19 protein-coding genes are annotated in these 22511 nt (G+C 28.5%); 5 read left to right on the forward strand and 14 right to left on the reverse strand.

Translation table 11 applies throughout. From position 1 onward, the window contains the following. Nucleotides 1-59: 59 nt before the first annotated feature. The 3 genes from H9I45_RS01990 to H9I45_RS02000 are packed head-to-tail and all read right to left on the reverse strand — an operon-like array spanning nt 60 to nt 3074. Nucleotides 60-1331 (reverse strand): DUF2254 domain-containing protein, encoded by a 1272-nt coding sequence (locus H9I45_RS01990; RefSeq protein ID WP_088353609.1) that lies wholly within the window; start codon nt 1329-1331, stop codon nt 60-62. Next, on the reverse strand, nt 1321-2250 hold the full coding sequence (gene miaA / locus H9I45_RS01995) for a tRNA (adenosine(37)-N6)-dimethylallyltransferase MiaA (RefSeq protein WP_088353608.1): 930 nt from the start codon (nt 2248-2250) through the stop codon (nt 1321-1323). Before miaA ends, H9I45_RS01990 begins: the two co-directional genes overlap by 11 nt. After that, on the reverse strand, nt 2247-3074 hold the full coding sequence (locus tag H9I45_RS02000; RefSeq protein WP_088353607.1) for an ion transporter: 828 nt from the start codon (nt 3072-3074) through the stop codon (nt 2247-2249). Before H9I45_RS02000 ends, miaA begins: the two co-directional genes overlap by 4 nt. Before the next feature lie 192 nt (nt 3075-3266). Here H9I45_RS02000 and H9I45_RS16375 point away from each other — a divergent pair, with 192 nt between their 5' ends. From H9I45_RS16375 to H9I45_RS02020, 4 genes are all read left to right on the forward strand, one after another. Continuing rightward, entirely contained in the window at nt 3267-3920 is a 654-nt protein-coding gene (locus H9I45_RS16375) for a DUF4331 family protein (protein ID WP_088353606.1), read from the forward strand. A gap of 26 nt (nt 3921-3946) precedes the next feature. Then, the gene (locus H9I45_RS16380) at nt 3947-4507 is read left to right on the forward strand and encodes a DUF4331 family protein (protein ID WP_088353605.1); all 561 of its coding nucleotides are present in this window, start codon (nt 3947-3949) and stop codon (nt 4505-4507) included. A 103-nt stretch (nt 4508-4610) separates the two neighbouring features. Next, the gene (locus H9I45_RS02015; RefSeq protein WP_088353604.1) at nt 4611-5906 is read left to right on the forward strand and encodes a tetratricopeptide repeat protein; all 1296 of its coding nucleotides are present in this window, start codon (nt 4611-4613) and stop codon (nt 5904-5906) included. Between the two features lie 20 nt (nt 5907-5926). Beyond that, a complete protein-coding gene (locus H9I45_RS02020; protein ID WP_088353603.1) occupies nt 5927-8152 on the forward strand; it encodes a TonB-dependent receptor in 2226 nt (741 codons plus the stop codon). A gap of 169 nt (nt 8153-8321) precedes the next feature. On the opposite strand, the gene H9I45_RS02025 is transcribed toward H9I45_RS02020, so the two are convergent. The 9 genes from H9I45_RS02025 to H9I45_RS02065 form a co-directional block, all read right to left on the reverse strand. Next, the gene (locus tag H9I45_RS02025) at nt 8322-8813 is read right to left on the reverse strand and encodes an SRPBCC family protein (protein ID WP_088353602.1); all 492 of its coding nucleotides are present in this window, start codon (nt 8811-8813) and stop codon (nt 8322-8324) included. Beyond that, nucleotides 8803-9129, reverse strand: a complete 327-nt coding sequence (locus H9I45_RS02030) for an ArsR/SmtB family transcription factor (protein WP_088353601.1) — start codon at nt 9127-9129, stop codon at nt 8803-8805. The genes H9I45_RS02025 and H9I45_RS02030 overlap by 11 nt, the downstream gene beginning before the upstream one ends. 175 nt (nt 9130-9304) lie before the next feature. Next, nucleotides 9305-10096 (reverse strand): anti-sigma factor, encoded by a 792-nt coding sequence (locus H9I45_RS02035; protein ID WP_088353600.1) that lies wholly within the window; start codon nt 10094-10096, stop codon nt 9305-9307. Between the two features lie 4 nt (nt 10097-10100). Further along, on the reverse strand, nt 10101-10631 hold the full coding sequence (locus H9I45_RS02040; protein WP_088353599.1) for an RNA polymerase sigma factor: 531 nt from the start codon (nt 10629-10631) through the stop codon (nt 10101-10103). A 355-nt stretch (nt 10632-10986) separates the two neighbouring features. After that, complete coding sequence (locus H9I45_RS02045) at nt 10987-12066, reverse strand: exonuclease domain-containing protein (protein WP_088353598.1); 1080 nt, start codon at nt 12064-12066, stop codon at nt 10987-10989. 25 nt (nt 12067-12091) lie between these two features. After that, a complete protein-coding gene (locus tag H9I45_RS02050) occupies nt 12092-12760 on the reverse strand; it encodes a YggS family pyridoxal phosphate-dependent enzyme (RefSeq protein WP_088353597.1) in 669 nt (222 codons plus the stop codon). An 18-nt stretch (nt 12761-12778) separates the two neighbouring features. Then, on the reverse strand, nt 12779-13732 hold the full coding sequence (locus H9I45_RS02055; RefSeq protein ID WP_088353596.1) for a D-2-hydroxyacid dehydrogenase: 954 nt from the start codon (nt 13730-13732) through the stop codon (nt 12779-12781). Nucleotides 13733-13802: 70 nt separating this feature from the next. Further along, entirely contained in the window at nt 13803-14867 is a 1065-nt protein-coding gene (gene serC / locus H9I45_RS02060) for a 3-phosphoserine/phosphohydroxythreonine transaminase (RefSeq protein WP_088353595.1), read from the reverse strand. Between the two features lie 5 nt (nt 14868-14872). After that, the gene (locus tag H9I45_RS02065) at nt 14873-15934 is read right to left on the reverse strand and encodes an acyl-CoA reductase (RefSeq protein ID WP_088353594.1); all 1062 of its coding nucleotides are present in this window, start codon (nt 15932-15934) and stop codon (nt 14873-14875) included. A 69-nt stretch (nt 15935-16003) separates the two neighbouring features. On the opposite strand from H9I45_RS02065, the gene H9I45_RS02070 reads away from it, so the two are divergent. Next, nucleotides 16004-16354, forward strand: a complete 351-nt coding sequence (locus H9I45_RS02070; protein ID WP_088353593.1) for a 4Fe-4S dicluster domain-containing protein — start codon at nt 16004-16006, stop codon at nt 16352-16354. Between the two features lie 174 nt (nt 16355-16528). On the opposite strand, the gene H9I45_RS02075 is transcribed toward H9I45_RS02070, so the two are convergent. Next, nucleotides 16529-19399: a TonB-dependent receptor gene (locus tag H9I45_RS02075; RefSeq protein WP_088353592.1), complete on the reverse strand. Its 2871-nt coding sequence runs from the start codon at nt 19397-19399 to the stop codon at nt 16529-16531. A 172-nt stretch (nt 19400-19571) separates the two neighbouring features. Beyond that, the gene (locus tag H9I45_RS02080) at nt 19572-22508 is read right to left on the reverse strand and encodes a TonB-dependent receptor (RefSeq protein WP_088353591.1); all 2937 of its coding nucleotides are present in this window, start codon (nt 22506-22508) and stop codon (nt 19572-19574) included. Nucleotides 22509-22511 lie beyond the last annotated feature (3 nt).

Raw genomic sequence — 22511 nt, forward strand, 5'->3', positions numbered from 1 at the left:
AAGCGAGTGACTTACCCAAATATCAACACCATAAAAAAAGTTAAATTTTAATTATGGTCTTAATTAGAAACATATTCTTTAAGTTTCTTAAAGTCATTTTCGTTCGCAATCTCTCTTTTTGCGTCTGCTAACAGGAGGTCTATTTCATTATCAATCGCTTCTATATAAGAATTTAAAGAAGCTTTCTTTTTTAGGTTTTCTAACAAGGCTAATAATTTTCTAACAATAATAACATCGTGAGCACAATAGGTTCTTAATGGTGCCATTACATTATAAATTAAATCTTTAAAGTCTACTGAATTTAATATAATTACAATAGCATCTTTGTCTTGTACTAAGTCTATATCTTGTTTTTGCACGCGTAAAATAAATAATTGAGAAAGGTAATCTATAGCATTAATAGCAGTTCCAGGATCGTTAATTCCAGGAGACATCGATTTTACAGCAACTTCTGTTATTTGTTTAAAAGCAAGTAAATAATTATCGTCAATCAATTCACTTTTAGAGAAATTAAAGTTTGTATAAATTCTATCAATTATGTTTTTATCTATATTTTTATTTACTTTAAAGAGTACTGCATCTTCATTACAATAAGAACCTTTATTAGTAACAATTTCAATTTTAATATTATTTTCTTTTGCTAAGTTTAGTAATGTGTCTGAAGAAATAGTATTAAAGTATCCTGAACATTTTGCATTATATGTTGTCCAATTTTCTGAGTTTGGTTTAGATGCACTTATCGTTTTTTCTTTTTCAATAATTTTTTTCAATTTATTTTCTGAAGAGGAGAAAATATTTAAAAGAATATTATTAATCTGAATTTCTTGTGAAATTGAATGGATAAAGTAGATGAATGCAGCTAAAGAATTTACCATAAAGAAAATGGAAAGCAAAACAGAAAAACCGGGTAACTGATATTTTTTTCCAGTAGGTTCAATAAAAACTAATATAAAAATACAATAGATAATCGTAAATAAATATACACCTAAAATAATTTGATGCCTTCTATTGGATATTAACCCAGGTAATAATCGTGGAGAAAAATTACTAGAAGCTTGGTTTAATAATATCATAACCATGGAAAAACTAAAGACCATTATAGATATTAATCCTCCAATAAAAGTTGTTAGAATTGTTCTTGCTGTTTCTGTATCATTAATTACCAACTCAGGAAGAAATTCAAGGATATGTTTAGAGATTCCTTTGTTTTCTAAATACATCATTATATAAGCAAAGATTGCTCCAGCAAAAGCTATAATTGAAGGAAAAAAAGCGATTTTATTTTTTAAATCGTATATTTTATGAAGTAAACTTAGCAATTTATCTCTCATTATTTTTTAACTTTTTCTGAATATTTTCAATAATTATATTTACATCCGTTTTAAAATCATACCATGTGGTTTTTTGGTCTCTTTTAAACCATGTTAATTGTCTTTTCGCAAAGCGTCTAGTGTTTTTTTTGATTTCTGAAATGGCAAATTCTTTTGTAAAAGTTCCATTAAAATAGGAAAATAATTCTCTATAACCAACTGTTTGTAAAGCGTTCAAATCTTTATGTGTATATAGTTTTGTAGCTTCTTCTAATAAACCTGCTTCCATCATTATATCTACACGTTGGTTAATTCTATTATAAATAATTTCTCTATCGGCATTTAAACCAATTATAATTGAATGGAAATTTCTTGGTGTTTTTGGTTTATTTTTAAAGGTAGAGTAGGGTATTCCAGTTCCAATACAAACCTCCAAAGCTCGCATTAAACGATGTGGATTTTCGATTGCAATCGTGTTGTAAGTTTCTATATCTAACTCTTTTAATTGTTTTTGTAAAGGCTCTATTCCTTGTTTTTCTATTTGTTTGGTAAGTTTTTCTCTAATTTTAGAATCTACTTCAGGAAAATAATCTAGCCCTTTTAAAACAGCATCTACATACAAACCACTTCCACCAACCATTATTTGTACTGGGTTTTGCTGAAATAATTCTTCTAATTTAGTCAAAACATCTCTTTCAAACTCTCCCACATTATAATCTTCGAAGATGCTTCTATTTTGAATGAAATGATGTTTTGCGGCGATTAACTCATCTACATTTGGTACAGCAGTACCAATCGTCATTTCTTTGTAAAATTGTCTAGAATCGCATGAAATTATATCTGTATTAAAAGCTTTTGCTAACTTTATACTTAATGCAGTTTTTCCAATTGCTGTTGGGCCAACAATGGTTATTAAGGTGTTTCTATCTTTTTGAATCATGGATTTAAAATACTTCCACAATTATAACAGAATTCTGCTTTTGCTTTATGTTTTTCTTTCAAACAATTTGGGCAAGATTGTGTATTTAAATCTGGTTTTGCATTTGCACTTGCAATTTCGGAACTTACAATACCTGTAGGAATGGCTATTATTGAATATCCTAAAATCATAATAATGCTTGCTATAAATTGACCTAAAGGTGTTTGTGGTGCTATATCTCCAAAACCTACTGTTGTTAAAGTTACAATTGCCCAGTAAATACTAACAGGAATATTTGTAAAACCATTTTCTTCACCTTCAATCATATACATTACTGTACCTAGAATGATACATACAATAACAACGAAGAATAAGAAAACTGCAATTTTCGCTCTACTTGCTTTCAAGGCAAGCATTAAGTTATTTGAAGCACCAATATATCTCCCTAATTTTAAAATTCTAAAAACACGCAGTAACCTTAATGCTCTTAAAGCTACTAAGCTGTGAGTTCCAATTAATATAAAAGACAGATATTTAGGAACCGTAGATAAAAAATCTATAATTCCATAAAAACTAAAAATATATTTAAAAGGTTTTTTAATAGAGACAATTCTTAAAATATATTCTAAAGAAAAGAGAATTGTTATAATCCATTCACTTATGTTTAAAAAGTTATGATATTTAGCATCAAAACTTTTTACACTTTCTAAGATAACTAATAAGATACTTGCAATAATAGCAATAAGTAATATAACATCAAAAAGTTTACCTTCTTTGGTGTCTGCCTCATAAATAATTTCATGAAGTTTCTCTTTCCAAGTTATATCTTTCTTTAATTTATTCAATTTTATATTTATTTTCTTCTACAATACTACAATTATTTACTGAATTTAAAAATAATTTCTATTATTTTTCTTAGTATTTACAGGGGGTTACAAATTAAAATAAAAAAAAAACACTTTTTATAAAACCGTACATACGATATCCTCGTAAGTATATGTGAGATTCAATTAAATATTAACTTAAAAACTCACACAATGAAAAAAAGTAAAATTTTATTAGGAACCGTTATTATTGCAATAGTCGGTTTAATTACAGTAGTTGCAGCCGATCATATAGAAGCGCCAGCAGCAAAAGGAACAACAGCAGATATTACAGATTTCTATGCTTTTCAAGGAGAAGACACTAGTAATATTGTATTTGTTGCAAATGTACAAGGTCTATTAGCACCTAGTGCAACTGCAGCAGCATCTTTTGATGAAAATGTATTAGTAGAGTTTAATATTGATACTAATAATGATAATGTTGAAGATTTAGTGATTCAAGCGATACCAAGAGATGGTAAAATGTATTTCTTCGGACCATTTTCTCCAAGTGCTACAGGTTTAACAAGTAATATTGGTTTTGCTTCAACACAATCTAGTGTAGCAATTACAAATTATGGAGCTAGTGCAACTGTTGGAAATGAAAATGGATTAAAAATGTTTGCAGGACCTAGAGATGATCCTTTCTTTATGGACTTTGCTAGATATGGAGAAATAATTGCAGGAAATGCAACAGGATTTAACGATCCAGGTTCAGATACCTTTAAAGGTACTAATGTTTTATCTATTGTTGTAGAAGTTCCAAAATCTAGAATTGGTGGAAGTGGTACAATAAATACTTGGGTAGAAACTAAAGTAAAACAATAATCTAACTAATTTAAAAACAAAATATCATGAAATTTAATTTTATAAAATATACAGCAGCAATAGTTATGACCTCTTTAATTTTAGTAGGTTGTAGTAAAAACGATAACGATTCTGAACCATTAGGACCAGATTTCTCTGGAACTTACATGCAAAAAGATCAAATGGGTAGACCAGCAGTTAACACTGTTTTCGTTTCTGCAGATAGTAAAGACGAATTTAACTTAACAGTGCCATCACAACAAAGCGCAAAATTCCAATCGATGTTCGAAGCGAATTTATTAGGATTGAGTCCTGCTTATGCAAATGATGGTAAAAATGCTTTAGGACAAGATGCAGCAGCTTTTACAGGTTTGTTAGCAACAGATGTTTTAAATGTTTCTTTAGATGGAAAAACAACTTTTTATGATGGTGTAGCAGCAAACACATTATCGGGAAGAGCTTTAGCAGACGATGTTATTACTGTTGAATTATTATTAATATTTGGAGGAGAGGATTTTACAGAAAACCCTACTTTATCTGATGATAATGTAAGTGCAAACGATAAAGAATTTTCTCCAAAGTTTCCTTATTTAGCTTCTCCTTGGTAGAAGTGTGAATTTATAAAAGTTGAGACTTTTTATTCTCAACGTTCAAACTAGCACATGTTTGGGGGAACATGTGCTAGTTCTTTAACTATTAAAAATACAAAAAATGAAATATATCCAACTAATTTTATTATTTGTAACTTTTTCAATCGCAATTAGTTGCAATACAAAAACAAACCAAAAAATAACAAACTCTAAAGATTACAGTGCTTTTCTTAATCTTAAAAAAAACACTTCTTTAGAAGCTTCTATTTCCGAATATAACTTTTGGAAAAACAAACTAAAAGAAACACCTAATCAATATCCTTATAATGCAAAATTAGCCGCAGTTAATTCTTCAATTTTTCAATTAACTGGAAATATTAAGGCTTTAAAAGAAGCAGAACAAAACTTAATATTAGCAAATGAAAAAACGAATTATAACAATGCAGGTTATTTAAGAAGTTTAGCAAGAAATTATATTTCTCAGCATAGATTTAAAGAAGCTTTAGAATTACTTGAAAAAGCAGAAATCAATGGAGAAAAACTACAATCAACTAACTATATGTTAATTGATGTAAATCTAGAATTAGGAAATTTAGAAACAGTAGAAAAGTACTTAACGAAAGTTAGAAATTTTAAAGATTTCGATTATTTAATTAGACTTTCTAAATACAACGATCATATTGGAAATTTAGATAAAGCTATTGAATATTTAGAAGCATCTTTAAAGATTGCTAAATCTTCTAAAAATAAAGGCTTAATTCAATGGAATTATACAAATTTAGCAGATTATTATGGACATGCAGGTAGAATTAAAGATTCTTATAATGCTTATTTGAATGCGTTAAAATTAAATTCGAACGATAGTTATGCAAAAAAAGGAATTGCTTGGATTGTTTATTCTTATGAAAGAAACCCAGAAGAAGCATTGCGAATTTTAGAGTCTGTAACAAAAGAGAATGCAGCACCAGATTATCATTTATTAAAAGCAGAAATAGCAGAATTTTCGGGGAAAATTGAAGAAAAAGAAAACCAAATAGCGCTATATCTTTCTAAAGTAAAAGATACAAATTACGGTGTTATGTATCATAAATACGATGTTTTATTATATGCAGAAGATGCAAAAAGTAAAACAAAAGCATTAACCATTGCACAACAAGAAATTTCAGAAAGACCAACAGCACAGTCTTACGATTTATTAGCATGGTCTTTATATAAAAATGGTGATAAAGAAAAAGCTTTAGAAATTTCTGAAAACCATGTAATTAATAAAACATTCGAACCAGAAGCAATGTTACATACTGCTTATATTTTAAAAGCGAATGGTAGAGTAGAAGAAGCATCGAAAATAAAACAAGAGTTACTTGGAGCTGTTTATGAATTAGGTCCTTTAGTTGAAAAAGAACTAAAAAGTATATAAAATCGAAAAAAAAATAAAAAATGAAGAATCAATTAATCATATTCTTTTCGATTGTTTTTTGTGTAAACACTTTTAGTCAACAATTAAAAGGTCGAGTTTTAGATGTATTTAATGGACCTATTGAAAACGCTTATGTATATAATTCGAATTCGAATTCGCATACACATACAGACTTAAATGGACGTTTTACTTTAGACAATACATCTATTGGAAATACAATACAAATTGGAATTTTAGGATATCAGAAACAAGAAATTAAATTATCAAAAGAGAATTTTACAAACTTTAGTATTCAGTTACAAACGAAAGTTTTTCAATTAGAAGAAATGGTTTTAAGAAAAGAAATAAACGCACTGCAAACTATTGCTAAGGTAGATTTAAGTGTTAATCCTGTAAATTCTTCGCAAGAAATACTTAGAAAAGTACCAGGCTTAATTATTGGACAACATGCAGGTGGAGGAAAAGCAGAGCAAATATTTTTACGTGGTTTCGATGTAGACCATGGAACAGATATTACACTTTCTGTAGATGGTATGCCAATTAACATGGTTTCTCATGCACATGGACAAGGTTATAGCGATTTACATTTTGTAATTCCAGAAACTATTAAAAATATCAATTTTGGAAAAGGACCTTACTTTGCGAATCAAGGTGATTTTAATACAGCTGGTTATGTAGATTTTTCTACTAAAAACAGTATCAATAAAAATATTGTTTCTTTTGAAGCAGGGCAATTTAATTCGCAAAGAATCTTAGGAATGTTTAACCTGTTAGAGTCTAAAAAAGACGAAAACGCTTATGTTGCTATTGAATATATCGCAACAGACGGACCTTTTAAATCGCCTCAAAACTTTAACAGATTAAATGTTTTTGGAAAATATAGTACGTTTCTAAAAGGAAAAGATAAAGTAACATTAACAGCTTCTCATTTTACAAGTAGTTGGGATGCCTCAGGACAAATACCAGAAAGAGAAGTTGCAAATGGAAATATAGGTAGGTTTGGAGCAATTGACGATACAGAAGGAGGTAATACAACTAGAACTAATTTTAATGTTGAGTTTAATAAAACTTTATCTGATGAATCTATTCTAAAAAGTAATGTTTTTTACTCGAATTATACTTTCGAGTTATTTTCTAACTTCACTTTTTTCTTAGAAGATCCAGTAAATGGAGATCAAATAAAACAGTTCGAAAACAGAGATGTTTTTGGAGCAAATGCTCAAATAATTTCGAATAAAGAATTTGGAGATGTGGAAGCAAAATTCACAAAAGGAGCAGGTTTACGTTACGATTTAATAAATGATGTAGAGTTATCTAGAACTAAAAATAGAAAAGAAATTTTAGAAAGAATTCAACTAGGAGATGTTAAACAAACAAATGTGTATGCATTTTTTAATTCAGAATTTGAAATCGGTAAATTTAAAATTTCGCCAGCAGTTCGTTTAGATTATTTCAAATTTGTTTATAATGATGCTTTAAATCCAACATACGAAACTTTAACCAAAACAAAAGCTATTATAAATCCGAAATTAAACTTTTTGTATACTCAAAACGATAATTTACAATGGTTTTTAAAATCTGGGATTGGATTTCATTCTAATGATACAAGAGTTGTTTTACAACAAAATGCAGACAAAGTATTGCCAAGAGCTTATGGTTTAGATTTTGGAAATATTTGGAAACCAACAAAGAATTTAGTTTTAAACACTGCAGCTTGGTATTTACTTTCAGAAGAAGAGTTTGTATATGTTGGAGATGCTGGAATTGTAGAACCATCAGGAAAGTCTGAACGTTTTGGACTGGATTTAGGACTTCGTTATCAATTTACAGATTGGTTGTATTTAGATACAGACGCTACTTTTACAAAAGCAAGAAGTTTAGAGAATATTAGTGGAGAAGATTATATTCCTTTGGCACCAGATTTTACAATGGCAGGTGGTTTGTCTTTTAATAATATAGGAAAATTTTCTGGTGGTTTGCGTTACAGATATATTGATGATAGACCAGCAAATGAAGACAATACTATTGTTGCAGATGGATATTTTGTTGCAGATTTTAACATTAATTATAAAATGAAAGATATTACACTAGGTTTGGCTATTGAAAACATTTTCGATGTAGATTGGAATGAAACTCAGTTTGCAACAGAATCTAGATTACAAAATGAAACAACTCCTGTAGAAGAAATTCATTTTACACCAGGAACACCATTTTTTGCGAAAGCTTCTATTGTGTACCAATTTTAAAAATATTTAAAATTTTAACCATGTTTGTTTGGTTAATTTTAGTTGGATGAAGTGTCCGTTACTTAATTGTTGCGGACATTTTTATTGAAATAAAAACAATAAATTTTCAAAATTAATTCAATAAAAAAAAATAATTCGAAATTTTAAGAACTATGCTTTTCTAAGTAAATTATAAAGTTGTTAATAATTCGTCTAATCTTTTTAATGCAGAAGCCAGTCCTTCTCTCATTCCCATATTAATTACAGTTTCTAAATCTTTAAGTGTATTATATGTAATAATGGTTTCAACATTAGAAGCTTCGTTTAAATCGATAAATTTTACGTACCATTTTGCTCTTGGCATTTCAGGATTTATTTTTCCATTTTCGTCACAAAAACCATCTAAAGACTTATAAAATTCAATTGGCTTTATTTCTATAAAATCGGTTCTTCCCCAATGTTCTGTTCCATTTGGTTCCATCATTGCATAAAGCCAATATCCACCTTCAGAAAAATCTATTGTTTTTGTTTTTGCAGTTAATGGTTTTGGAGCAAACCACTGTTCTAAAAATGTAGGTTTTGTATAACAATCCCATACTAATTGTCTACTTGCGGAAAATTTTCTTTGTATAGTTATAGTGTTGTTTTCTTTATTTACTTTAAAGTCTGTTTTATTTTCCATTTTTTTCAGTTTTAATTATTATTAATAAATCTTCTAATTGATTGTAACGATCTTCCCATATTTTTTTAAACTGGCTTATCCATATATCAATTTCCTTCATTTTATTAATTTTAAGTTGATAATAAATTTCTCTACCAACTTTTTTTTTATCTAACAAATTACAATCGTTAAGAATTTTAATATGTTTTGATACTGCCTGTCTAGTAACATGGAACTCTTCAGCTAAAGCATTTGGCGTTAAAGCTTGTGTTGCAATTAATAAAAGAATTGCACGTCTTGTTGGATCTGCGATTGCTTGAAAAATGTCTCTTTTCATTAAATATATATTTAATTACGCAACTATATGGTTGCGAATATAAGTGTAGCTATTTGGTTTCACAAATTATTTGATATTTTTTATCTTTTAATAAGAATAGATACTACCTTAAATAAAAAAACCGATTCTTTCGAATCGGTTTACATATATAAATTTATTGTTATTGTTGTAAGTCTTAAGGAGCCGCAGTAACTGCACCCAAAGTATATAATTGATCTAGGGTAGGAGATTCGCTACCTCCTGCAGGTTCTAATGTAATACCAAATGCTTCAGATTCGTTCGCATTCTCTATAGTAAATATTTTATTAGTATCTGCTGTAAATGTTTCTATAGTTCCTAAACTTGTAGGTGTTAATGGACTTAATTTTAAAGACCAAACTTGGTACACTTTTCCTTTTGGTGGATCTGGTAAACCTTTTGCATCTAAATAAATACTGTTTGTTTTCTTATCCCAATACACTTTTGCATAAGAGTTAGGAGAAACTTTTTGTCCAGCAAGAGGTACAGATATTATATCTTTATCTCTAAATACTGTAATTAACTTTTCTGCTTCAGCTAAATTATTAGAAGCTTTATCTATTTGTTCTTCTAATTGTTGCTTTTCTGTAGCAACTTGTTCTTTTAATTGGTTGTTTTGTGATATAGACCAAATTAATGCACTACCAATAAGAATGGAAGCTGCCCATCCAGTGTATTGTAACCAATTATTTTTAGGTTTAGACATCGAAATTATTTTTGTTTCTTTGTCTTCTATTTCTTTTTTTATACTTGTAAATAAATAAGAAGCATCTTTTTTAGAAGTTGCAGCTGTAAGTTTTACAATCGCTTTTTCTATTGATAACACTTCTGTTAACAAGTCTGAATTTTCTTGAATTGCTACATGCACTTCTTCATTCTCTTTTTCTGAGAGTGAACCTGCAACGTACAGTTCTAAAATTCCTGATGCTATGTATTCTTTTATATTCATTTATCTAAACTCCTAGCATAGTACGTAATTCGCCTATACAGTTTCTATTTCTTGTTTTTATTGTACCAATTGGCATATCTAACTCTTCTGATGCTTCTTTTTGAGTGAATCCTTTAAAATAAAGTAATTCTATTACTCTTTTACATTTATCACCTAACTTAGTAACAAACTCTTTTAAACCAATTGCATCTGTAGAATTATCTAAACTTTGACTGGTCTCTAATATATCTACGAAAAAATCGGAGTTAAGGTTTTGTTTAGACTGTTTAAATTTTTTAGAACGTGTATAATCTATGGCTGCATTTCTAGCAATATTCAATATCCATGTAAAAAAACGGCCTTTTTTAGAAGAGTAAGAAGCAGAGTTATTCCAAGCTTTTATAAAAACATCTTGTGTAATTTCTTGTGCAACATTATCATTTTTAACAATGTTGTTCACTACTCCAGAAATACTATTACAATACATATTGTAAAGTTTTTCATACGCCTTGACGTCTTTTTTCTGGAATTCTAATATAAGTTGATCTAAGTTCATAATTTAACGATTGCTAAATTATCAAATTTAATTCACAAATAATTTTTTTTAACATAAAATTCTTAAGATTTATTATAGAGCTTTTAGAATGTTCTTTCTCTTTTTATTGGGGTTCTAATTTTTTTTAAAATATAAATAACATTAACATTTTTGTTTATACTTGTTCTTATATCTAAATTTCCTAGAGGGTTATCTTATTCCTATTTTAAATTTCGAGAAATAAATGTCGAATAAATAATATATTAAAAACCAAGTAGTATTAATTTTTTAATTATATGTGTTTTTAAGAATATTCATTATAATTTATAAAACCATTAAGCAAAAAAAATATGTTATATAACGTATTTTATGAATTTTATAATCGAATAATTTTTTGTACTTTATTTTTATTTAAATAATTTTTAATAATTGCTTTGGATAATTCTTTGTTTTCTAGAGGAGTAAGTACTGTTTTTAAAATATCTAATTTATTTTCTTGATATGCTAAATTCGTATACCCATAACCAAAAACTTCGTTATTTTCTATTAAAATTACGGCATGTTCTTCAATCTCTCTACCTTTGTCAATAATAATAAAATTATCGTTATTAAAATTTTGATGAAAAGGTTTTCTCTTTTTCTTAAAATTATATTTAGGAGAAAGTGTTTCTAATTCTATGTAGTATTTTAGACGTGTAAAAAGCTCATTACCAGATTTTTCGAATGAAATGGAATTTGCTCTATCTTGAATTTTAATAGACCTTTTTGTATCTTTTAAAAACAACTTGTTAACTTCTGCTTTTATATTTTTTCCTCGCCCAATAAAAATTACTTTTCCTTCTGAATCGTGCACGTAGAATACGCCCATTACTTTAGAGGTAGAATCTATTAATTTTTGATGTTTATCTTTTTCTATTCTACGATCGTAATACTTTACAGAACTTTGTATAATGGTTTTATTAATGTCTTTTTCTAACAATAATTTAAATAATTGTACAGTTGCCAAAGCATCTCCAGAAGCTCTGTGCCTATCTGTCATAGGAATTCCAAGAGATTTGGTTAGTTTTCCTAAACTATAAGAAGGTTGGTCTAAAATTAAAGCCTGACTTAGTTCTACAGTACATAAAGTATTTCTGTTGAAATCGTATCCTAAACGTTCGAATTCTGTGCTTAAAATTCTATAATCGAAAGATGTGTTATGTGCAACTAAAGTACAATCTTTGGTAATTTCTACAATCCTTTTTGCAACTTCATAGAATTTAGGTGCATTGCGTAACATGTTATTGTTTATGCCTGTTAACTTAACAACAAATTTCTGAATTTCCTTTTCAGGATTTACCAAGCTAATAAATTGGTCTACAACACTATGTCCGTCAAATTTATAGATGGCAATTTCTGTTATACCTTCTTCATTAAACTTACCTCCAGTTGTTTCAATGTCTAATATTGCGTACAAATCGTTTTTTTATCGGGGAATTTTATTAATTATAATTTCTAGTGCCAAATATAGAACTTCCTACGCGAATCATTGTACTTCCATTTTCAATTGCTAGTTTGTAATCTCCACTCATTCCCATGGAAAGCGTTTTAAGTTGAGAATTTTCTTTATCAGTTTTTAATTTTTGTGCTTCAAAAAAGTTATTTAATGAAGAAAATTCTTCTTGTAGCTGCTCTAGATTATCTGTAAATGTTGCCATTCCCATAAAACCAACAATTTTTATATTTTTTAAATCTTTTAATTCCAATGAATTTAGGATTTCTTCAATATCATTAAAAGACAAACCAAATTTAGTTTCTTCTTTTGCAATTTTTGCTTGTAACAAACAATTAATAACTCTGTTATGTTTTTTTGCTTGTTTGTTAATTTCTTTTAAAGTTGAAAATTTATCTACTCCATGAATTAAATCTACAAAATGCGCCATATATTTTACCTTATTACTTTGTAAATGACCAATCATGTGCCATTGAATGTCTTTTGGTAAAGCGTCATATTTATCAACCATTTCCTGAATTTTATTCTCGCCAAAAATACGTTGACCAGCATTATAAGCTTCTTGCAAATCTGCCACAGGTTTGGTTTTAGAAACTGCAACTAAAGTTACATTTTCTGGAATAGATTGTGTTATTTTTGATAGATTTTCTTTAATCATTTTTAATTTTCAAAAATTTTAATTCTTTAGTAAAGCAATAATCTGACTCGCTAATTCTGTACCAATTCTGTCTTGAGCTTCTTTAGTTGCTGCACCAATGTGTGGTGTTAAAGACATTTCTGGATTCATTAGTAATTGAACAGCAGGTGATGGTTCTGTTTCAAAAACATCTAAACCAGCAAATTGAACTTTACCACTTTCTATAGCTTTTACTAAATCTACTTCGTTTATAATTCCTCCTCTGGCTGTATTTATAATTCCTACACCATCTTTCATTTTTTCAATTTCATTACTTGTAATAATATAATCTTCTTGTGCAGGCACATGTAGCGAAATAAAATCTGCTTCTTTTAATAAATCTTCTTTATCAACAGTATCTATATTAAAAGTAATTTTTTGTCCGTTGAAAAACTCTAAAGATATTGGTGCACTTGTAATTATTTCATCAGTTGCAATTACTTGCATTCCTAAACCTAAACCAATTTTAGCAACTTCTTGTCCTATTTTTCCAAAACCAATAATTCCAATTGTTTTTCCACGTAATTCTGTTCCTTGAGAATATGCTTTTTTTAACTCTTTAAAACGAGAATCTCCTTCTAAAGGCATTTCTCTATTGGAAGAATGTAGGAATCTTGCCATTCCAAATAAATGCGCAAAAACTAATTCAGCTACAGAACTTGATGAAGCTGCAGGTGTATTTATAACATGTAAACCTTGGTCTTGTGCATATTCAACATCTATATTATCCATTCCAACTCCACCACGTCCAATTAACTTTAAACTCGGACAAGAATCAATTAATTCTTGACGAACTTGAGTTGCGCTTCTTACTAAAATTGCATCAATATTATGTTCGTTTATATAATTTTCTAATTGATTTTGTGCCACTTTAGTGGTAATTACTTCAAAACCTCCTTTTTCTAAAGCGTCTATTCCGCTTTGAGAAATTCCATCGTTTGCTAATATTTTCATCATCTATTCCGTCATTCAAAAATTGAAATATTCAAAAACTATTACATTTTAAAAATTTCAAATTATTATACTAATTATTTCTTTCTAATTCTTGCATTACATCAACCAAAGCTTGTACGCTATATAATGGCAATGCATTGTACATACTGGCTCTATAACCACCAACACTTCTATGTCCATTTAATCCGTTAATTCCTGCTTCTTTCCACATATTGTCGAAAGTTTCTGTTAAACTTTCATCTGTTAAAGTAAAAGTTGCATTCATTGTACTTCTATCTTCTTTGGCTACAATTCCTTTAAAAAGCGGATTTCTATCAATTTCATTATATAAAAGTGCTGCTTTTTTATTATTTACTTCTTCAATAAAAGGAATTCCACCTAAATCTTTTAACCATTGTAATGTTAACATAGAAACATACACTGCAAAAACAGAAGGGGTATTAAACATACTGTCTTTATCAAGATGAATTTGATAATTTAACATAGAAGGAATATGTCTTTCTACTTTACCAAGAATTTCTTCCTTAATAATTACCAAAGTTGCACCTGCTGGTCCCATATTTTTCTGTGCACCAGCATAAATTAAATCGAACTTTTCGAAATCTAATTGTCGAGAAAAAATATCTGAACTCATATCACAAATTAAAGGAACTTTTGTTTCTGGAAACTCTTTCATTTGCGTTCCTGCAACTGTATTATTACTTGTACAATGAAAATAATCTGCATCTGTAGGAATTGAATAACCTTTTGGAATATAGTTATAACCTTTGTCTTTAGAAGAACCAACTTCTACAACTTCTCCAAAAGCTTTAGCTTCTTTAATAGCTTTGTCAGACCAAGTTCCTGTGTTTAAATATGCTGCTTTTTTATTCAATAAATTGTAAGCAACCATTAGAAACTCCATACTTGCACCACTTTGTAAAAACAAAGCTTTGTAGCCTTTATTTTCTAAACCTAATAATTCTAAAGCCAAACTTCTAGCTTTTTCCATTACAGCAACAAAAGGTTTACTTCTATGAGAAATTTCTATTAATGATAAATTATCGTCATTAAAATTTAATATTGCTTCAGATGCTTTTTGTAAAACTTCTTGTGGCAGAATACATGGTCCTGCACTAAAATTATGTTTTTTCATTTTATTTAAATTTTTGATAAAAATTCTAATGTATTAATTCCATCTGCATAATCCCATAACTGAGGATTTTGAGTTTCGCCAAAAGCAACTTCATTTTCTATAAAGTCTTTAGCAACAATACATTGTATTTTTTCTTTATCTTGATGTAATTTTATTTTTAAGTCTATTTCATTGTCATAATATTCATAAAAAACAGTAGCAATAGGAGAGGAGTAACTCTCATCTTCCTTTATCATTAAAAAACCATTTTCTAACAAATCGAATTCGCTCATTAAATATACAGCCTTATTATAATCGTAATTATTGGCGTATTTAGCGTTGTTAATCATGTCTTTTTTAACAAACATTCCGTTAAAGAAATTATTAAAATCGTACTCTTTAGGAACATACAATTTAGAAACAGATCTACAACCTAACCCGAAATATGTAAAAACATCTTCAGACAATTTTTTTAAATCTTCTTCAGTTTCATTTCCAGTAATTACAGCAACAGAATTTCTACTTTTTCTAATGATATTTGGTTTATTTTTGAAATAATATTCGAAATAACGAGCTGTATTATCGCTTCCTGTTGCAATTACAGCATCAAAGTTTTCTAATTTTTGTTCTGTAAAGGTTATATTTTCTTTAAACTCTTCTTCAACATATTCTAAATATTTTGATAAAAAAGGTAATAAATGTTTATCTCCAGAAGATTGTTTTACTAAAACGGAATGACCGGAAATTAAAACCGATAAAAAGTCGTGAAAACCAACCAAAGGAATGTTTCCAGCCATTACAATAGCAACTGTTTTTGGAGTTTCAACTTTTATATTATTGTTAGAAATCCATTTGTCTAAATTGCTTTTAGTTAAAGCTTTAGACCAACTTTCTAAAGAAAACAATAAGTTCTCTTTTGTAAACCAAGAATTATTTTCTTGCGCAATTTTTAATTGATGTTTAAAGCCATCAAAAAATAAATCGTTATGTTCTATGTTTTCTTTTTTATCAATCTTTACTTGAGAAAACTGACTTAAAAAATCACCTAATTTTGCAAAAGCTGTAATTCTGTTCTGAATATTACTCATTTATTTTGGCTGTCTATTAATTTGGCTTTATTTTTGCAACTGCAAAGGTACAAATTAGAAAAGAAAATTATGGCAATTATAATAACAGATGAATGTATAAATTGTGGGGCATGTGAACCAGAATGTCCTAACACAGCAATTTACGAAGGTGCAGACGATTGGAAATATTCAGATGGTACAGATTTAAGTGGAAGTGCAGTATTACCAAATGGTAAGACTGTAAATGCAGATGAAGATCAAGAACCAGTTTCAGATGAAATTTATTACATTGTTGCAGATAAGTGTACAGAATGTAAAGGTTTTCATGAAGAGCCACAATGTGCTGCAGTATGTCCTGTAGATTGTTGTGTGCCAGATGATGATAATGTAGAAACTGAAGAAGAGCTATTAGAAAAGCAACGATTTATGCATAACGAATAAGTTATATTTAATATAAAGTTTAAAAATCCTGAAGAAATTCAGGATTTTTTTGTTATTTATTGAGACTATTTTATTTTTTCTACAATAATCAATAATAAAAAAAGCACTTAAACTTTATGTTTAAGTGCTTTTATATTCAAATAAAGCTTAAATTTTAATGAAGAAAATTTAAGTTTAGAATTGGTAGTTTAAAGATAAATTAAACATAGTACCTAATTGACTAAAATGATAACCATCGTAAGTCATTTGAGAATAACGTTGGTTAAAAGTAATTAAGTTAGATTGATTTTTAACTTGTGCAGGATCTCCTAATAAAGCTGTACCAGCAGCATTTTCTGCTTTAAAGCTCCATTCTGGAAGAACATTTAACAAGTTATTTACATTTAAAGCAATTGTAAGTTTCTCAGTTGCATTAAAGTTTATTCCTAAATCTGTAACAACTTTTGGAGTAAACTCTGTTCTTAAATCTGTACTCATACCTTGTTGTTTAAATGTAGTTTTTCCAAAGTAAGTGTTGTTTAAAGATAAACCGAATTTACCAATATCATAAGTTGTACCTAAAATCCATTTAGTTTTTGGTCTAGAAGTAAAAAATAAAGCTTCTTGAGTAGCATTTACAACAGATTGACCTGCATCAGCAACTATTTTAGGATTTTTTACATCTCCATCTCTTTCATTTTGAATCGTATAGTTTCCTGATAAGTTAAAGCCTAATGTTCCATCTCCTACTTCTAATTTATTGTATGTTAAAACAACATCTAAACCAGACGTCTTAGTATCAATTGCATTAGAGAAGAAACTTAAGTCAGACAAGTTGTTATCTCTTAAAATATCGTCAAGTGGCGTAGTTCCAATATTATTACCATCAGCATCAAAAGCAGTACCAGTTATTTCTGAACCTAAAACAACTCTATCTTTAACTGCAATGTTATAATAATCGAAAGTAAAACTTAAATTTCTATTTACTTTACCACCAAAACCAAGAGTAAAGTTAGTAGATGTTTCTGCATCTAATTTATTAATTCCTAATAAACCTGCTTGAGAAGAAACATTGTTTACCAAACCACCAACTTGAATACCTTGTCCTGGAACAAAACTATATTGAGCTTTTTGAGTATAAATTTGGTGTAATGTTGGTGCTCTAAATCCTGTTGATACAGAACTTCTTAAAGTGTATTTATCTGAAATTGTATAAGCACCACTTGCTTTCCATACAAATGCGTTTCCAAAATCAGAATAATTTTCACTTCTAATTGTTCCGTCTAAAGTTAAATTTTCTGTAGGATTCCAGTTTAAAGAAGCATAACCTCCAAAATTATAACGTGTAAATTTTCCTGAATTTTCAGGACTATTTCCTGCAAAAGAATCTGCACCACCACCATCATAAGAACCTAGTTCACCTTCTATAACTTCGAAAGTTTCGTATCTAAACTCTGTACCAAATGCAACACTTAAGTTATCTGAAAGAATTTTAGAGATATCAATATTTCCAACGTTATGAGAAAAAGAAGTTCCTCCTGGATCAAAAGATTTTTTTGAATTTTCTCTGTATAATTGAGAACCTTGATTTAATTCTACACCTTCGTTTGGATCTACAGTACCATCCATGTTAAAATCATATTCAGCAGTATCTACAACATTGTTTCCATTTAAATCTCTCCAAGTAGAAGGAGAAAAAACTTCATTTCTATTGTGAGATTGGTTTACTTTATATGTTTGTGAGTTTCCACCAGTTGTAAAACTTGCATCTACATTCCAATCATTTATAACAGATTTAAAACCAACTGTAGCATTGTAATCGTTTAAATCTCCTTCAAATGTAGGTACATAACCATCATAACCTCCAGCATTTGTTGGATGATTTCCAGGGAAAAAATCTGCTAAATAAGGCATACTTGTTACTGTTCTCCAATATGGAGTTCTATAATTTGCAAAACTATTTACTTTTTTATTGATAAATGCAGCGTTAAAGTACAAATTAGACTGTTCGCTTAATTTATAAGAACCATTTACTAAAAATTTAGCGGCAGCCGTTTCTGGAGAACCATTTATATTTCCAGCATCTGGACGTCTTGATAAAAATTCTTGTACATCAGCAATATTTGCTTCAAAATCTGCAGCCTCTCCAGCAGCATCTACTGTTCCTGGTCTATTAGATAAACTAGTTTTAGAAAAATCTACTGTATAATTAATAAAACCTTTATCGTCTCCAATAGAAGTTCCGTTATTAACACTTACACCAAACATTTCTCCATCACCTTCAGATGTAATTCCTGTTCTTAAAGTTGCTGAACCTCCATTTGGATTGTCTTTTAAAATAATATTTATTACACCAGCAATTGCATCTGAACCATACTGTGCAGAAGCTCCATCTCTTAATACTTCTACAGATTTAATCGCGTCTACAGGTATTCCTGAAATATCAGAACCAGTTTCTCCACGACCTGGAGATGTTTGTGTATATAATAATGCAGATAAATTTTTACGTTTTCCGTTTATTAATATTAATGTTCTACTTGGTCCCATATTTCTAATTTCATAAGGATCTAAAAGAGAGGTAGCATCATTTACTGGAGTTTGAACCGTATTAAATGAAGGTATTTTAAATTGTAGAGCTTTATCGAAAGTAGTTTGTCCTGTAGATACTAAATCTTTAGAAGATACAATATCTATAGGTAAAGGACTTTTTGTATTACTTCTTACAGGTGTTCTTGTACCAGTAATTACAACTTCATCTAAAGAAACATCACTTTCTTCAATTTTAATGTTTAAGAAAGAACTATTTGTAACCTTTACATTTTTTGTTGTGTAACCTAAAGAAGAAACAACCAAAGTGGTAGGCATTTTCTTTACATTTATAGAAAAATTTCCATTATCATCGGAAGTTGTTCCGTTAGTTGTTCCTTTTTCAACAATATTCATATATGGCAAACCTGAGCCAGATGAATCTGTAATTTTTCCTTTTACTGTTTGTGCCATTAATCCTAAAGGCAACATAAATAAAAAGGCAATTGTACATAGTTTTAATACATTTTTTTGCTTCATAAAATAAATTATTAGTTAATATAAAAGAGTTTTTGATTTGGTATAATTACCATCTTACTAATAGAAATATAATTAGACCGTTTCTTATATAAGACAAGCAAATATTTTTTATACTCCTTAAAAATGAATTTTTTTTAAGAAAATTTTAAGAAAATTAATAAAACTCTAAATTTTAAAGGTTTACTTTAATTTTTGTGTAGTAAAATGCACCATTCGTTCCCATTTGTATAGCGTCCCATAAGCCACCACTATCTGTAAAAGTAAATTGTTTGGTTGGATAGATGTTAAATAAATTATCTACGCCAAATTGTAGAGTAGTTAATGAGTTTAATTGATAGCTAATATGTAAATCTGTGGTAATTTTAGAGTTATAAAAATCTTGAGCAGCTTTTAATCTTTCAGTTTCGGAGTTACTATAACCAGCAATATCTTCATAAATTTGCCAGTCTATTAATTTTACTTTACTAAAACGTGTAAAATTTATGGAGGTTTTTAAATTTTTATGGGTATAATTTATGCCAAAATTAAATTTACTTTTTGGAGCGGAAACTAATAAATATTGTTGATCTCTAATTCCAAAAAAAGTTTCTTGATCTAATTCTTTATTCTTAATATCTGATATAGACATGTGATTTATATTTCCAGAAAAGTCAATTCCTAACTTATGATCGCTAAAACTTTTTTGCCAATTTAAAATTAAATCGACACCTGTTGTTTGGGTATTAACACCATTTGCAAAAAATTGAACATTATCTACTCCAAAACCTAAGTTTTGCGCTTCAAAATTACCACTTAAAATAATTCTATCTATTATAGAAACATAATAAGCATCTATACTCGCATTAAAATTATTATTCAATTTTGTTGTAAATCCTAGGCTAAAATTCCTTGCTTTTTCTTCATTTAGTTTATTAATGTTAAAACGTCTTGCAATGGGACTATTATTTGCTACTAATAAAGATTCTGTTGCTTTACTGCCAATAAAATTTGTAAATTTTAAATTAAAGTAAATTTGAGCTAAAGAAGGTGCTCTAAACCCTGTACTAAAAGAACTTCTTATATTAAAATTAGGTGTTATTTTATATCTAGAAGCTAATTTAAAATTTAAAGTATTCCCAAAATCGCTATAGTATTCATAACGTAATGCACCACCAATCATAAAATTTTTTGAAAAATCGAATTCTGTATCCACATAAATTCCAATATTAGAACGATCTCTATCAACTTCATTTTCTGGGGCATATCCAGGAAAACCTTGTGAGCCTCCAGGTCTTACTATTCCATTATGCATTGTATAGTTAGAAGTGGGTGTTTGAGAGTCTATAACATTTTTATTTATATCATATGCAACATAAGAGCCTTCTTCTCCCGAAAATATCTTGTATTTGTCTAAACGATGTTCAGCTCCTAAAGCCAAATTAAATCCATAATTATTCGATTTAAAGTATTTAGAAAAATCGATGCTTGTAGTGTTTTGTATGAGTTGGTGTCCTCCAGCATCAAATTCTGTAGGAGAATCTTCTTCTAAGGTAGCATTTAAGGTGTTTTTAATAAAATAACGAAAGTTATTTCTACCAAATGTATTATTTATATCAATATTCCAATTTCTGAAATTTGTTATTAGTCCAAAAGAGAAAGAATTATCTAAAATAGTAGAAGTAATTAAAGGGTTGAATCCATTCTCGTAAATCTCTAAAACGTTTCTTTCGTTATTTTTATCTCTAGTAAATGCAAAAGCTTCGGAATTTTTATAATTAAAGCCTCCATTTGCGTATAGTTTTGTATCCTTATAAATGGGAATCTCAGAATTAAAAAATAAACTTACATTTTTTATTCCTGCTTGTCCAAATTTTTCTCTAATACTTGTTCCTTCTCTAAATGTATTATTTTTTGATAAAATTTCTGTAGATAAATTAATAAAACCATCTTTGGTTATTTTGGTACCATAATTTAATGCTAATTTATAGGTAAACCCATCTACTTTATCTGGAATAAAACGACTTGTATTGGCATTATTAAAACCTATTGTAGAACTAATATTTAACTCGTTATCTATATCATTTAAGACTATGTTTATAACACCAGCAATAGCATCTGAACCATATTGGGCAGAAGCACCATCTCTTAAAATTTCTATTCTTTTTATAGCAGATATTGGAATCGTGTTTAAATCTGTACCAGAATTCCCTCTTCCTCTTGTACCATATAAATTAATTAACGAAGCTTGGTGTCTTCTTTTTCCATTAATTAAAACGAGTGTTTGATCTGGACCTAAACCTCTAATAGTTGCTGGGTCTATATGATCTGCTCCATCTGCTCCAGATTGTTTTGTCGCATTAAAGGAGGGAATAGAATATTCTAAAAATTGATTTACTTCTACTTGACTACTTTTAGAGGATTCTTTTTCAATATTAATAACATCGATTGCAACAGGTGTGTCTTTTGCGACTCGATTTTTATTTCTAGAACCAACAATTTTAATTTCTGCTAATTCTTGTCCTGAAGATAAAATAATTACGTTAAATTTATTTGGAGAAAGTGTTAGGGTTTTGGAATTGTGCCCAATAAAACTAACATTTATAGTGTTTTCTTTTTGAACCTCCATATTAAAAGTTCCATCGCTATTTGTAGTTGTACCAACAAAAGATTTAGAATTTTGTAATGTTGCTCCATTTAAAGGTTCGTTGTCTGAACTTAAAACAATTCCTTTCGCAATAATTTTTGATTTAACAAAAATACTGTCATTTATTGTATTAGAATTAAAAATTGTATTCTTTTCTGAGTTATTTATTCTTTTATTTTGCTCTATTTGTTTATAAATTACATAATAATTGTTGCCTAAATCATCAAAATAAAAGGGGGTAAGTTTTTTTAATAAAGAGATAGATTCTTTTAAATTTAGGTTTTTAAAACCTTCTTCTTGAATCGTTTTATTTGTAAGTAAATTTGCTTTATAAGTAAAGAATATTTGATGTTTATTGCTTATACTATCGAGTAATACTGTTAATGGAATTGAAGTTTTTTTATTTTTTTGTGAAAATAAAGACGTAGAAAAAAAAGCAATCAAAAAAAGTAAAGCGTATTTTTTAATTACAAATTTAAGGGTCATTAT

Source organism: Polaribacter haliotis (genome assembly GCF_014784055.1).
Taxonomy (GTDB): Bacteria; Bacteroidota; Bacteroidia; order Flavobacteriales; family Flavobacteriaceae; genus Polaribacter; species Polaribacter haliotis.